The organism is Streptosporangium sp. NPDC000396 (genome assembly GCF_042898655.1).
Lineage (GTDB): Bacteria > Actinomycetota > Actinomycetes > Streptosporangiales > Streptosporangiaceae > Streptosporangium.
In genome coordinates, this window is sequence record NZ_JBIAZA010000017.1 from 1 (window position 1) to 11,555 (window position 11,555).

Annotated in this window: 16 protein-coding genes and 2 pseudogenes; 8 read left to right on the forward strand and 10 right to left on the reverse strand. The window is 69.3% G+C overall.

Annotated elements, in window-relative coordinates; translation table 11 throughout:
* Positions 1–246: 246 nt before the first annotated feature.
* The 3 genes and pseudogenes from ACFY2X_RS26205 to ACFY2X_RS26215 form a co-directional block, all read right to left on the reverse strand.
* Positions 247–795 (reverse strand): GNAT family N-acetyltransferase, encoded by a 549-nt coding sequence (locus ACFY2X_RS26205; protein ID WP_389942406.1) that lies wholly within the window; start codon positions 793–795, stop codon positions 247–249.
* Between the two features lie 211 nt (positions 796–1,006).
* Positions 1,007–1,852, reverse strand: a complete 846-nt coding sequence (locus tag ACFY2X_RS26210; protein WP_389942409.1) for an RNA-guided endonuclease InsQ/TnpB family protein — start codon at positions 1,850–1,852, stop codon at positions 1,007–1,009.
* Between the two features lie 271 nt (positions 1,853–2,123).
* A pseudogene (locus ACFY2X_RS26215) lies at positions 2,124–2,192 on the reverse strand (hypothetical protein); the annotation flags it as partial.
* A gap of 240 nt (positions 2,193–2,432) precedes the next feature.
* Here ACFY2X_RS26215 and ACFY2X_RS26220 point away from each other — a divergent pair.
* The gene (locus ACFY2X_RS26220; RefSeq protein WP_389942949.1) at positions 2,433–2,639 is read left to right on the forward strand and encodes a transposase; all 207 of its coding nucleotides are present in this window, start codon (positions 2,433–2,435) and stop codon (positions 2,637–2,639) included.
* Between the two features lie 242 nt (positions 2,640–2,881).
* A complete protein-coding gene (locus ACFY2X_RS26225) occupies positions 2,882–3,268 on the forward strand; it encodes a transposase (protein WP_389942412.1) in 387 nt (128 codons plus the stop codon).
* A 264-nt stretch (positions 3,269–3,532) separates the two neighbouring features.
* Here the strand turns inward: ACFY2X_RS26225 and ACFY2X_RS26230 are convergent, their stop codons facing one another.
* The 4 genes and pseudogenes from ACFY2X_RS26230 to ACFY2X_RS26245 form a co-directional block, all read right to left on the reverse strand.
* Positions 3,533–4,159 carry a 2'-5' RNA ligase family protein gene (locus tag ACFY2X_RS26230; RefSeq protein ID WP_389942414.1) on the reverse strand — a complete coding sequence of 209 codons (627 nt, stop codon included), beginning with the start codon at positions 4,157–4,159 and terminating at the stop codon, positions 3,533–3,535.
* Complete coding sequence (locus ACFY2X_RS26235; protein ID WP_389942417.1) at positions 4,137–4,520, reverse strand: hypothetical protein; 384 nt, start codon at positions 4,518–4,520, stop codon at positions 4,137–4,139. The genes ACFY2X_RS26230 and ACFY2X_RS26235 overlap by 23 nt, the downstream gene beginning before the upstream one ends.
* Positions 4,517–4,774 (reverse strand): hypothetical protein, encoded by a 258-nt coding sequence (locus ACFY2X_RS26240; RefSeq protein WP_389942420.1) that lies wholly within the window; start codon positions 4,772–4,774, stop codon positions 4,517–4,519. The genes ACFY2X_RS26235 and ACFY2X_RS26240 overlap by 4 nt, the downstream gene beginning before the upstream one ends.
* A pseudogene (locus ACFY2X_RS26245) lies at positions 4,771–5,241 on the reverse strand (phosphotransferase); the annotation flags it as partial. The gene ACFY2X_RS26240 and the pseudogene ACFY2X_RS26245, both read right to left, overlap by 4 nt.
* 177 nt (positions 5,242–5,418) lie before the next feature.
* Here ACFY2X_RS26245 and ACFY2X_RS26250 point away from each other — a divergent pair.
* Together ACFY2X_RS26250 and ACFY2X_RS26255 are read left to right on the forward strand one after the other, a co-directional pair.
* Positions 5,419–6,054, forward strand: a complete 636-nt coding sequence (locus ACFY2X_RS26250; protein ID WP_389942423.1) for a class I SAM-dependent methyltransferase — start codon at positions 5,419–5,421, stop codon at positions 6,052–6,054.
* A 53-nt stretch (positions 6,055–6,107) separates the two neighbouring features.
* Entirely contained in the window at positions 6,108–6,332 is a 225-nt protein-coding gene (locus tag ACFY2X_RS26255; protein ID WP_389942426.1) for a hypothetical protein, read from the forward strand.
* A 622-nt stretch (positions 6,333–6,954) separates the two neighbouring features.
* On the opposite strand, the gene ACFY2X_RS26260 is transcribed toward ACFY2X_RS26255, so the two are convergent.
* Positions 6,955–7,266 (reverse strand): sulfurtransferase TusA family protein, encoded by a 312-nt coding sequence (locus tag ACFY2X_RS26260; protein WP_389942429.1) that lies wholly within the window; start codon positions 7,264–7,266, stop codon positions 6,955–6,957.
* 10 nt (positions 7,267–7,276) lie between these two features.
* Positions 7,277–7,933 carry an ArsR/SmtB family transcription factor gene (locus ACFY2X_RS26265; RefSeq protein WP_389942432.1) on the reverse strand — a complete coding sequence of 219 codons (657 nt, stop codon included), beginning with the start codon at positions 7,931–7,933 and terminating at the stop codon, positions 7,277–7,279.
* 57 nt (positions 7,934–7,990) lie between these two features.
* Here ACFY2X_RS26265 and ACFY2X_RS26270 point away from each other — a divergent pair, with 57 nt between their 5' ends.
* From ACFY2X_RS26270 to ACFY2X_RS26285, 4 genes are all read left to right on the forward strand, one after another.
* Complete coding sequence (locus ACFY2X_RS26270; RefSeq protein ID WP_389942435.1) at positions 7,991–9,328, forward strand: rhodanese-like domain-containing protein; 1,338 nt, start codon at positions 7,991–7,993, stop codon at positions 9,326–9,328.
* A complete protein-coding gene (locus tag ACFY2X_RS26275) occupies positions 9,325–10,581 on the forward strand; it encodes an MFS transporter (RefSeq protein ID WP_389942437.1) in 1,257 nt (418 codons plus the stop codon). Before ACFY2X_RS26270 ends, ACFY2X_RS26275 begins: the two co-directional genes overlap by 4 nt.
* 331 nt (positions 10,582–10,912) lie before the next feature.
* Entirely contained in the window at positions 10,913–11,047 is a 135-nt protein-coding gene (locus ACFY2X_RS26280) for a hypothetical protein (RefSeq protein WP_389942440.1), read from the forward strand.
* A complete protein-coding gene (locus ACFY2X_RS26285; RefSeq protein ID WP_389942443.1) occupies positions 11,044–11,313 on the forward strand; it encodes a hypothetical protein in 270 nt (89 codons plus the stop codon). The genes ACFY2X_RS26280 and ACFY2X_RS26285 overlap by 4 nt, the downstream gene beginning before the upstream one ends.
* 85 nt (positions 11,314–11,398) lie before the next feature.
* Here ACFY2X_RS26285 and ACFY2X_RS26290 read toward each other — a convergent pair whose 3' ends face one another.
* A complete protein-coding gene (locus tag ACFY2X_RS26290) occupies positions 11,399–11,533 on the reverse strand; it encodes a DUF3703 domain-containing protein (RefSeq protein WP_389942446.1) in 135 nt (44 codons plus the stop codon).
* Between the last annotated feature and the right edge of the window lie 22 nt (positions 11,534–11,555).

An 11,555-nucleotide genomic window follows, 5' to 3' on the forward strand; every position in this document is an offset into this window, starting at 1 on the left:
CAGCCACGGGACCATTCTGACCGCCCAGCGCCGCCCGGTACCGCAACCAGACGACACGTCACAACGGGGCGAACGTTGCCTGATGCGGCACTAGTCATGCAGACAGCCCTTGGTTATTGATCTTCTTCCCTAGACAAGAAGAATGATCAACCAAGGGCTGTCTCATTGAGAAATCTGAGATGGCCTCGCAGGCCACCAAGGTTAAAGATCAAGCTAGGACGTGTTTCATAAGCGGCGCCGTGCGGCTCATACCCCTGGAAGGGAGGGATCGGGTTTCCAGGGGCTTGGTGCGGTGATGGACCAGCGTTCATGGTCGCGCCAGGCCCCGTCGATGTAGAGGTAGGCGGGCGACAGCCCTTCGTAACGGAAGCCCAGGCGCTGAGCCAGGGCCAGGGATGCTTTGTTCGCTGGCTGAATGTTGGCCTCCAGCCGGTGGAGCCGCAGGTCGGTGAAGGCGTGCTGCAGGGTGACGGTGAGCCCGTCGGTCATGTAACCCTGCCCCGCGGACGGGGCGAAGGCCGCATAGCCGAGGGACGCGCCCTGGTAGCGGCCCCGGATGATCGAGTTGATGTTGACCATGCCGGCGGCTGCGCCGGTCTCCCGGACACGGATCAGAAAGCCCAGGTTGGTGCCATCGTCGAAGCGGCGCATCCAGACCTGGAACTCCTCCACGGTCGCGGGCAGCTGCATCCATGGCAGGTGCAGCTCAGCGCTGGCCTGCACGAGTGAGCAGAACTCGTCCTGGTCGGAGAGGGTGAGCGGGCGCAGTTCGACCCGTGATGGCATTTCGGACATGGGCCAACGTTAGGGCCTGTTGTGAGCAGTGGATCGCCCGAGTAATCCATCTGGGATGATCTTGGTGTGGGTCGTGGTGATTTGACCGCCGCGCAGTGGGCGGTCCTGGAGTCGTTGCTGCCGGTGGGGAAGAAGTCGGGTCGGCCACCGAAGTGGACGAAGCGGCAGCTCATCAGTGACTCCTCCGCTCCCTGAAGGGAGCGGCTTCTCGCTAAGCCGCTTTCGCGGCCTCACGAAGGGCAAGCCCTGCCCGGAGAATATTGCGGGCCGCGTTCACATCGGCGTGCGCGGCATGCCCGCACGCCGTACACCGGAACACCGCCTGGCTGACACGGTTCTCCGCAGCGCAGTGCCCGCATTGGGCACACGTGCGGGAGGTGTTGGCGGGGTTGACTGCGATCAGCTCACGACCGGCGCTTTCAGCCTTGCCCGCGAGGACCCGCAGGAACACCCCCCAACCCGCATCCAGGATCGACCGGTTCAACCCGGACTTGGCCGCGACGTTCGTGCCGGGCGCCTCGAGAGTGCCGGACGCGCTGCGGGTCATGTTCGCGATCCGCAGGTCCTCATACACGATCACGTCATAGCCGCCGACCAGCGCGAGCGCGGCCTTGTGCGCGCCATCGAGCCGCTGGCGGCGCACCTTCGCATGCAGCGCGGCAAGGCGGGCCACGGCCTTCCGCCGCCGGGTGGACCCGCGTTCTTTGCGGGCCAGAGCGCGTTGTGCCGCCGCGAGCCGATCCGCGGACGCGGCCAGGTGACGCGGGTTGTCGACGGGGTCGCCATCTGAGGTGGTGACCAGGGAGGCCACCCCCATGTCGATCCCGACCGCCGCGCCCGTGGCGGGCAGCACCTCGGCGGGCACCTCGGCGCACGACAACACCACGAACCAGCGGGAGCCCTCCCGTGTGACGCTGATCGTCTTCACCCGGCCCTTGACCCGGCGGTGCCGGTGCACCCGCACCTGCCCGATGCCCTGCAGCCGCACGAACGTGGCGGCCGGGTGGTGCGGCTGGGCGTCCCACCGGCAGCCGTCGCCGTCCCTGGGCCAGGTCACGGTGTCGAACCGGCCGCGCCCCTTGAACCGCGGAAACCCCGGGCGCGCGGCCGGAGCGGACCCGGGTGAAGAAGGCGGTGAACGCCGCCTGCAGGCGGCGCAGGGTGGCCTGCTGGGAGGAGAACGACCAGCGGCCCTGCCCGTCGGGGTCGTCGGCGCGGATGTGCCTCAGCTCGCCGGACTGGTCGCCGTAGCGGACGGTGACCCCGGCCCTGCGGTAGGCGGTGCGCCGGTGCTCCAGCGCCGCGTTGTACAGGACCCGGTGGTCCTCCAGACAGGCGGCCAGCGCGATCTGCTGGTGGCGGGTGGGGCGCAGCAGGAACTTATAGGACCTACGCACGGCCGCTCACCGGGACGCCGATCAACTCCTCCAGGTTGGCCCGGAGCACCTCCGCACGGCGCACCGTGACGCGATCCCCCAGGACCGGGCGGCGGCACCTGGGGCGGCACACGCCGCGGCATTCGAGGGCAGACGCCGTGCTGGAAAAGGGACGCACCCGAGGAGCCACCCGCTCAATGTAACGGCATTGCCCGCCCCAGGTCCGGGGAAAGACCGGAAAGACATCCCGGCGGGGACGGCATTCCCCGCCGCCTAAAGGCGACGGCCCCCTGCCGAGGCTTTGATGGGATCCGATGGCGGACCCGGACCGGGGCGCCTTGGCGGGATGTGCCCGAGCGGTATGGCAAGTGGGAAACGGTGTACGGGCTGTTCCGCCGCTGGCAGCGCGATGGGATCTGGGCACTTATCGTGACCAATCTGCAGACCCAGGCCACTCCGAGGGCTTAATCATCTGGGATGTCTCGATCGACTCGACCATCTCCGGCGCGCACCAGCATGCCGCCGGTGCGCGAAAAAGGGGGATGAGCAGAAAAAGGGGGATGAGCAGAAGGAGCCGCCGGGTGGGGTGCGCCGCGAACCCGCGGATCACGGGCTTGGGCGGTCGCGTGGTGGGCTGACCACCAAGCTGCATCTGGCCGTGGAACAGGGCCAGATGCAGCTGTCGCTGGTGATCACTGCCGGGCAGCGGGGTGACTCGCCGCAGTTCAAGGTGGTGCTGGAGGGTATCCGGGTGCCCCCGGCCACGTGGAGGCCGTCCGCGTATCCGGCCGGACCGGGTCCGGGCGGACAAGGCTTACTCCTCGTGCGCCAACCGCGCCTACCTGCGCAGGCGCGGCATCAAGTGCACGATCCCGGAGAAGAAGGACCAGGCCGCCCACCGGCTCAACCGCAGTTCGCGGGGCGGCCGGCCACTCAAGTTCGACAGGACCGACTACCGCGAACGCCATGCCGTGGAGTGCGCGATCAACCGGCTCAAGCGCAACCGGGCCGTCGTGACCAGATACGACAAGCTCGCCGTCCGCTACGAGGCGACCCTGCACATCGCCTGTATCAACGAGTGGTTGTGGCCACATTGAAACACGCCCTAGGTGTACTGACCTGAGAGGTTAGGTACCCGACTGGCGGGTGGGTGGCAGCCTCCTGCGGTGTAACCCGCGCCGGTGAGTTCTCGGACCAAGTGGCCCAGACTGATGGCGAGGTGGGCCAACCAGGCCGGTGGCAGCGCCGGATCGAAAGCGCCTAAGGCCCGGTAGGACAGCTAGTGATCGCTGGCTGGCTTGCAGGGACGGATTAGGCACATGGCGGGGTGATCGACCTGCGGACTCGGCATGCAGAAGCTCCTATGCCCTACTCCCGAAAGGGAGCGTGGCGTACGTTTCCCAGCGATAGAGGCGTTCGTCGCGGTCGATGACGATGAGCTGGATCTGTGACACGGTCACCGTGACCGGCTCAGCCTCCACGCTGTCCAGAGCCTTGGCATATGGCTCGATGGGGCCGTCCGCGTTGCTGTAGGCGATGCTCATATGAGGCGTCCATGACTCCCCGTCGGGGACCCGGTTCTCACCCCACACCTCCGCGATGGCGGCTCGGACTGCTCGCCGTACCTTGTCGATGGCGTCGGCGGGCTGGACGTGGAACTGGAGCGCCTCGGGATCGGTGACCGGGCGGGTGAAGGTCAGCTCGATCGGGGCTGTGGACGCCAGCCGGGATGTGGTCGCCGCGGCGATCGCGTCGACGTCGCCGGTGTTCACCTCGTCGGTGAAGCCGATCCCCTGCATGGTCAGGTGCAGCCATTCGAGCGGGATGATGTCCAGGCCACCGAGGCCGTCCAGAGCCGTCTGGTAGCCGGTGACGAGCTGGTGCAGTTCGGGCTGGCCTTCGAAGGTCGTGTGGAAGGTGTACATCCGCCGGCCGACTCGCCAGCCGGGCCGCCACCACCAGTGATCACGCATCCGAGGCTCGGTCACCTACGCCGCCTTCCAGTATCCGCGTTGCCTGCTTCCCCATCTGATATTCATCGATCTGATCTCGCAGACTACGTGCCAGTGGATCGCCCCGGTAGCGGGCCTGGGTGAGAAGGCGGCCGAGCTCGGCAATCCGGGTAACCACCGTCGCCAGCCGGAGCGCGGGTGGCTGGGCGAGCACCGGAGCGAGTGCGGCGCTTGCCGCGTCCAGCTCATGCAGGAGGAGATAGGCGTGAGCCATGCCGGTGCGGATCTGCGCCCAGGTCCCGTAGGCCCACTCTTCTCCCTCCTGGTAGGCCAGGAGTGCCTGTTCGGCCGCGGTGATCGCGGCCCGCGCGTCGGCGGCGCGCAGGCGGACAGTCATCGTGTAGTTGAACTGACGGGCGAGACCGCAGCTGAACAGGCCTCCCACTTCGTCTTCGCGGTCCACGGCCGCTCGGGCACGGTCCCCTTGCCGCTGGCGATGAACCAGAATTCGCCGATGTCGTGATAGTGCCGGTCGAAGCGCGCCGTGCCGTCCGCCCGGATGACGAACATCCCGGCGGAGGAGGCGGGACAGCCGTTGGGTCGGTTCTCCGCGGTCAGCCGCTGCCTGGCGGCGGCGTGAATGACGGTCACGGTCTCCTCCTTGACGAGGGGTCGGTCGGTGGTGTGACTCGGGGAATCGGCTGAGCGTCATCAGCAGCGAGATCGGCGAGGTCGGCCTCGATCTGGCGGGCACGCAGCAGCGCTCCGGCGGTGTCGCCGTGCGCCGCGTGGTACCGCAGAAGCGAGCCGGCGATCCGTAGGCGGTAGAGGGCCAGTGCGGTCACCACGCCTCGCTCGGGAGGCACCGCGAAGTAGCCGGTGAGCAGTGCGCCGGTCAGCGAAGGTGCTTCCTGCAGGGACCAGCCGGCCACATCCGCCAGCGGATCACCGCCTCGTACGCTCTCCAGATCGACGAACCCGCTCACCCGTCCGGCGTTGGCGATGACGTGCCGAGCGGTCCAGTCGCCGTGCAGCATCCGGGGCGGACCCGACGGGATCAGCCGGGCTCCCACACGCAGGGCTCGACGAGCACGCTGTAGCAAGACGAGATCCGCACCCGCATCGAGACGTTGATCGCGGAGCTGGACGCCGACTGAGCCTCAGTCTGGCAAGCCGGTTTGCTGAAGGCGGCCGCCTGGACCGCGCGTGGCCTGCGGGTCCCGATTACGGAACCCGCCAGCCGTTAGCCGAGCTGTCAGCGACCTGGTGAACTGGCGATGAGTAGGGAAGGTGTCATGTCGAAGACTCCCGTGAACCATCCGATCTTCGCTCGGTTCTACGCCCGTATCAGCCAGATGATGGAACACCACGGCCTGGCCGAGCTCCGTCAGGGGCTGCTGGCCGACCTTTCCGGAGAAGTGATCGAGGTGGGTGCGGGCAATGGGCTGACCTTCGCCCACTATCCGCCGACCGTCGCCCGAGTGCTCGCGGTCGAACCCGAACCACGGCTGCGCCGACTCGCGCAGGCGGCCGCGGATGAGGCTCCGGTCCCGGTAGAGGTGGTCGGTGGCCTCGCCGACCGGCTTCCGGGAAAGGGCCAGACCTTCGACGCCGCAGTGGTGTCGCTGGTCCTGTGCTCACTGCCCGATCCGGCGGCTGCGTTGCGGGAGATGTACCGGGTGCTCAAGCCCGGCGGGCAGCTGCGTTTTCTGGAACATGTCCGCGCTGATTCACCCGGCCTGGCCCGGGTGCAGGACCTGCTGGACGCCACGATATGGCCGCGACTGGCCGGCGGCTGTCACACCGGCCGCGACAGCGCCGCGTTGATCGAGCGCGCCGGGTTCACCATGGAGCATCTGGAGCGATTCTTGCTTCCGAAGGTCCGCACACCGGTCTCCTTCTTCATCCTGGGTGTGGCGTCACGTCCGTAGATCGGCGGTGCGTGAGGTCGCCATGCATTGCCCGGGGTGGGTTTCGTCCGTGCGTGCCGCGACGATCGAGCCCACAGGTGGCGGTGCGGGTGGGCGGCGTCCAGATTGCGGTCACGATACGGGATAGCAGCGATGTCTATGCCCTCGGCCCGTTCGTCGAGGGCAAGGAGGTCGTCAGCGGCTACGTCGAGGCTGAGCTGGCCGACCTGGACGAGGCGCTGCGGCTGGCGAAGTCGTGGTCGGCGTGCCCGGTGGTGGAGATCCGCCCGGCGTCATGACCGAGCAGCTGACGCGCGAGGCGCTGGCCCGCGTGATGCGCGAGAACGCGGGCCGGCTGGCCACATCCCTGACGTCTCTTCTCGGCGACTTTCCGCCGCTGAGGACCTGGTTCGAGACGCTGTCAAACCGGCGTTGCGGCGCTGGCCGGTCGAGGGCATCCCGGAGCGGCCCGGCGCCTGGCTGTTCACCGTGGCCCACCGGCGCGGCTTGGACGTGCTGCGCCGGGAGTCGACATACCGCACCAAGCTGGCCCAGCTGCAGCCGATCAAGGTCGTTCCCTGTGGGACTGCGATGCGATCGCGGCGGCCACTCAGCTGCTCAGCCGCACCGCACGCAAGTACCACAACCCGGGCCGTATCAGCTGCAGGCCGCCATCGCCGGGCTGAAGGCCCTGCACAGCGCTTTGGATCGCTACCCGCTGTCCTGCGCCGCCCGTGCCGAGCTGCTGCGCGACCTGGGGCATGTTGAGGGACGCAAAGAGGGCCGATGCGCGTGCTTTGGAGCTGACCGCCAACCCCGCTCAGCAGGCACTGCTGGAGCAGCGGATCGGCTGGATCTGACCAGCCCTGCCTGGTCGGGCGGGTGCGCCGTACTCACCTGCTGGCCGTGGGCGTGCCGCGCTTAGTCGGTAAGGCGCCAGGGGGCCTGCGCATGTGTCGCCCGAGGGGTGGTATGCACCTGCAGGGCATAGGTAGGGCGCTTCGATGCCGCAAGCGGCCCGAGATATGTGTGGCCGGTCAGGTGACACCAGGCGGGCAGGTCGATCGGCGCGGCGGGGTCGACGGCGATCAGGTGGATGACGGTGCCCGGCTCGGCCTGCTCGGTGAGGCGGCGCAGCTCGATCAGCAGTTGGACGCAGCGGCGCTCGCCGCCGTCCAGCACCAGCGGGCTGTCCGGTGCGCTGCCGACCGGGCTGGCGGGTGTCTGGTTCATCGCCACGCTGTCACCGCACCACGGGCAGGTCGGCCAGCCGCCATTCGAGCATGCCTTCAGCCAGCCGGACCGCGCGGCGGCCGCGGGCGGTCAGCGTGCGTACCGCCTCGTGGGCCAGCACGCAGTAGGCGCCGCGGCAGTAGGCGACGATCGTGTCGTCTCCGGGCAGCTCTGCCAGGCGTTCGGCGAGCTCATCCAGCGGAATCGATACCGCTCCGGGCAGGTGCCCTGCCGCGTACTCCTGGCTTGGGCGCACATCGATCAGCGTGACGCCGCCTTCGGCGATGCGCTGCTGCAGCTCCTCACGGGTGAGCTCTTCGGTGTCACCGGGGCCGAGGTAGGCGGCGCGGGCGCGCTCAACCTCGGCCAAATGGGCGGAGCCGACCTGGCGCAGCAGCGCCCACAGTGCGGCCACGTCGTGGCCGGCCAGCTGGTAGAAGATCTTGGTCCCCTGCCTACGTGTGGCGACCAGCCCGGCCTGCTTGAGCACCTGCAGGTGGTTGGAGGCCGTGGTCAGGCCCAGCCCTGCCGCCTGCGCCAGGGCCTCGACCGAGCGTTCCCCCTGGGCTAGCAGGTCCACCAGCTCCAGGCGTTTGGCACTGGCCAGTGCCTTGCCGACTTGTGCGAACCCCTCGAACAGGGCCGCCTTGGCTACTGCGTCACCCATTGATATTCCTCCATAAATCCATGGAATAGTGTATAAGAGGTGAATTGGGAGGGCAATATGGTCATTCCGATCGTGGACGAAGGGCTCGGTAACTCGTCCTACCTGGTCGACTTGGGCGACGGGCGGGCGCTGGCCGTGGACGCCTGCCGGGACCTGCGAGCCTTGCGCGCCGAGGTAGAACGGCGTGGCCTGCGGGTGGCGTTCGCCGCCGACACCCACCTGCACGCCGACTTCCTGTCCGGCGCGCTCCAACTGGCCGCCACCGATGGCGCCCGGGTGCTGGCCTCGGCGGCCGGTGGTCGCGCGTTCGACCATGTCGGGTTGCGCGACGGCGACGAGGTCGACCTGGGCGGGTTGTCCTTGCGCGCGCTGGCCACGCCCGGCCACACCGGCGAGCACCTGGCCTTTCTGTTGCTGGACGGCAGCCACCCGCTCGGGGTGTTCACCGGCGGCTCGCTCATCGTCGGCTCGGCCGCCCGCACCGACCTGGCCGGCGCCGAGCGGACCGAGCCACTGGCCCGCGCCCAGTACCGGTCGCTGCGCCGTCTGGCCGCCCTGCCAGAGGAGACCGCGGTGTGGCCCACCCACGGCGCCGGATCGTTCTGCTCCGCGCCGCCCGGCGCCGAACGGATCTCCACGATCCGGGCCGAGAAGGCCGCCAACCCACTGCTGCAGGCAGCCGACGAAGAGACCTTCGTCCGGCGGCTGCTGGCTGGTCTGGGCAGCTTCCCGCCGTACTTCCTGCACCTGGCCGAGGCCAACCGCCGCGGCCCGGGTATCGTCGGCGACCCCCGTCTTACACCGCTCAGCACCGCCCACGTGCGGGCCCTGCTGGAGGGCGGGGCGGCGCTGGTCGACGTGCGGCCGGCGCGGGACTTCGCCGCCGCCCACATCCCCGGCGCGATCTCCATTCCGCTGCGCGAGCAGTTCGCCACCTGGCTGGGCTGGCTGCTGGATGCGGGCAGGCCGTACGTCATCGTCCGCAACCCCGATCAGGACGCCGAGGAGATTCTCTGGCAGGCATTGAAGATCGGGTATGAGGCATGCGCCGGAGAGCTGGCGGGCAGCTGGGACGGGCCGGCGACCGCCATCCCCCTGATCAGCGCCGACCGCATCGGCCCCACCGACCGTGCGGGCCTGCTGGATGTCCGCCAGGACAGCGAGTACACCGCCGGCCACATCCCCGGGGCGGCACACATCGAGCTCGGCGACCTGCCCACCAGCGCGGGCCAGGTGCCGCACGAGCCGACCGTGGTGATGTGCGGGCACGGCGAGCGCGCCATGTCCGCCGCCAGCCTGCTACAGCGCGCCGGGCACCGCCAGGTGCGGGTGCTGGACGGCGGCCCGGCCGACTGGGCCAAAGCGACTGGCCGGGTTTTGGAGGAAGGAGCATGACCACCGCTTCCCCGGCGGTTCTGCGGCTTGGGCTGCGCGCCAACCTGGCCCAGTTCACCCTGCTCGTCGCGGTCAACGCGCTGGTCGGCGGCATGCTCGGCCAAGAGCGCATCGTGCTGCCGCTGCTCGCCCACGACGTCTTCGGTCTGTCGACCGCTACCTTCGCGCTCACCTACATCCTGGCCTTCGGCGCAACCAAAGCCGTCACGAATTTCTTCGCCGGCACATGGTCGGATGCTTTCGGCCGTAAACCCGTGCTGGTGGCCGGGTGGCTCATCGCGCTGCCGGTGCCCGCGCTGCTGGCCTGGGGCCCGTCCTGGTCTGCGATCGTGGCCGCGAACGTGCTGCTGGGCGCTTCCCAGGGGCTGACCTGGTCGACGACGATCATCATGAAGATCGACCTGGCCGGGCCGGCGCGGCGCGGCCTGGCCATGGGGCTGAACGAGGCCGCCGGGTACGGCGCGGTCGCCGCCACCGCACTGGCCACCGGCTACCTGGCCGAGGCCTACGGGCTGCGCCCGGCCCCGTTCCTGCTGGGCGCTGCCTACGCCGCGCTCGGCCTGGGCCTGTCGACCCTAGTGGTGCGCGAGACCCGCGAGCACGCCCGCCTGGAGGCCGCCGCTCATCCCACCGGCGGCCATCACCATGGGGATTTGAGTACCGGGCAGATCGCCTGGCGCACCAGCGTCGGTGATCGGTCGTTGTCGGCGGCCAGCCAGGCCGGAATGGTCAACAACCTCAACGACGCTCTGGCCTGGGGCATCTTCCCGCTGATCTTCGCCGCCCGGGGGTTGAGCGTGGCGGAGATCGGGGTGTTGGGCGCGCTGTATCCGGCCGTGTGGGGGGTGGGGCAGATGGCCACCGGCTGGTGGTCGGACCGCATCGGCCGCAAGCACCTGATCACCTCAGGGATGCTGCTGCAGGCCGCGGCGATCGCCGCGGTCGCCCTCGGCGACACCTTCACCGTGTGGGCGATGGCGCAGGTGCTGCTCGGGGTGGGCACGGCTCTGGTGTACCCGACGCTGCTGGCGGTCATCGGCGACGTCGCCCACCCGGCGTGGCGGGCCCGGGCGGTCGGCGTCTACCGGCTGTGGCGCGACGGCGGCTTCGCGGTCGGCGCGCTGCTGGCCGGGCTCATCGCCGACCTGTGGGGCATCGCGGCGGCGATCTGGACGGTGGCCGCCCTCACCGCGGCCTCAGGGCTGATCGTCGCCGTCCGGATGCGCGAAACCCATCCCAGGGGCCGGCGATGACCCCTCCCGCCCTCACTGAAAGCCCGATCCACCTGGACTGCAGCGCCCCTCGGTTCGGTCCGGCCGCTTCCGGCGGGCCCGCGATCCCTCTGACTCGCCGCCCAGGCCTGACCCGACTCTCTCCGCCCCCTGATCAGGTTCGCCGTGCTCGCAGCATCGGCTTGAGCGCCACCAGCGCGCCCACGGCGAACACCGCTGTGGCCAGGTAGATGAGGCCGAGGTGGCCCAGCGTCGCGAGGCCGTACGTGGGTCATGCCGCCTTCATCCATGGCGCGGCTCATCCGCCGATCCGTACCCCGGAGTCAAAGTGGCGGGCCTGAGCATTGGACCGATGGGCATGGTCGAGCATTACCACGCCCACCTCCACATCTTCGTGGACGGCAAACCGGCCCCCGTGGCCGCCGACATCGGCATCGATCCCCGGACGGGGGACATGACGGCCCTGCACACCCATGACACGCGGTGATCCACATCGAGGCCCACGCCAAAGGCGATATCTACACCCTCGGCCAGGTCTTCACCCAGTGGGGCGTCACCCTGACCCCCAGCCAGATCGGCGCACTTAAGACTGGCAACGGCAAGACTCTGGCCGCTTATGTCAACGGCAAGCAGGTCGGCGGCGACCCGGCCGCGATCGTGCTGAAGCCGCACATACAGGTGGCCCTGATGTACGGCAAGCCCGACCCGTCGTTCACACCTCCGGCCACGTATCAGTTCCAGTCGGACGAGTGACCCCGGGCTGTCGGCAGGCACCCTTCACCCCGGTGCGTACGGACCCCCTCCTGCGCTGCCTGCGCTGCTAGCGAGGGCAGGCGGTTCAGCCCGCCAACAGCGCGGCCAGATCCGTGGGCACCGGCTGGGGTTGGGTCAGTGGAACCGTGGCGCGGCCGGTGTTGCCCTCGGGGTAGCGGCCCAGCGCCGAGCCGGGTGCGGCGACGATGATCCGGATCACCTGGCCGAAGGCCTCGCGCCGA

Bases quoted from the DNA above. Each gene is read 5' to 3' on its own strand.
- ACFY2X_RS26250 (WP_389942423.1), top strand. From the start codon at position 5,419: ATGTCGAAGACTCCCGTGAACCATCCGATCTTCGCTCGGTTCTACGCC.
- ACFY2X_RS26205 (WP_389942406.1), bottom strand. From the start codon at position 795: ATGTCCGAAATGCCATCACGGGTCGAACTGCGCCCGCTCACCCTCTCC.
- ACFY2X_RS26280 (WP_389942440.1), top strand. From the start codon at position 10,913: ATGGGCATGGTCGAGCATTACCACGCCCACCTCCACATCTTCGTGGAC.
- ACFY2X_RS26270 (WP_389942435.1), top strand. From the start codon at position 7,991: ATGGTCATTCCGATCGTGGACGAAGGGCTCGGTAACTCGTCCTACCTG.
- ACFY2X_RS26235 (WP_389942417.1), bottom strand. From the start codon at position 4,520: ATGACTGTCCGCCTGCGCGCCGCCGACGCGCGGGCCGCGATCACCGCG.
- ACFY2X_RS26260 (WP_389942429.1), bottom strand. From the start codon at position 7,266: ATGAACCAGACACCCGCCAGCCCGGTCGGCAGCGCACCGGACAGCCCG.
- ACFY2X_RS26275 (WP_389942437.1), top strand. From the start codon at position 9,325: ATGACCACCGCTTCCCCGGCGGTTCTGCGGCTTGGGCTGCGCGCCAAC.
- ACFY2X_RS26265 (WP_389942432.1), bottom strand. From the start codon at position 7,933: ATGGGTGACGCAGTAGCCAAGGCGGCCCTGTTCGAGGGGTTCGCACAA.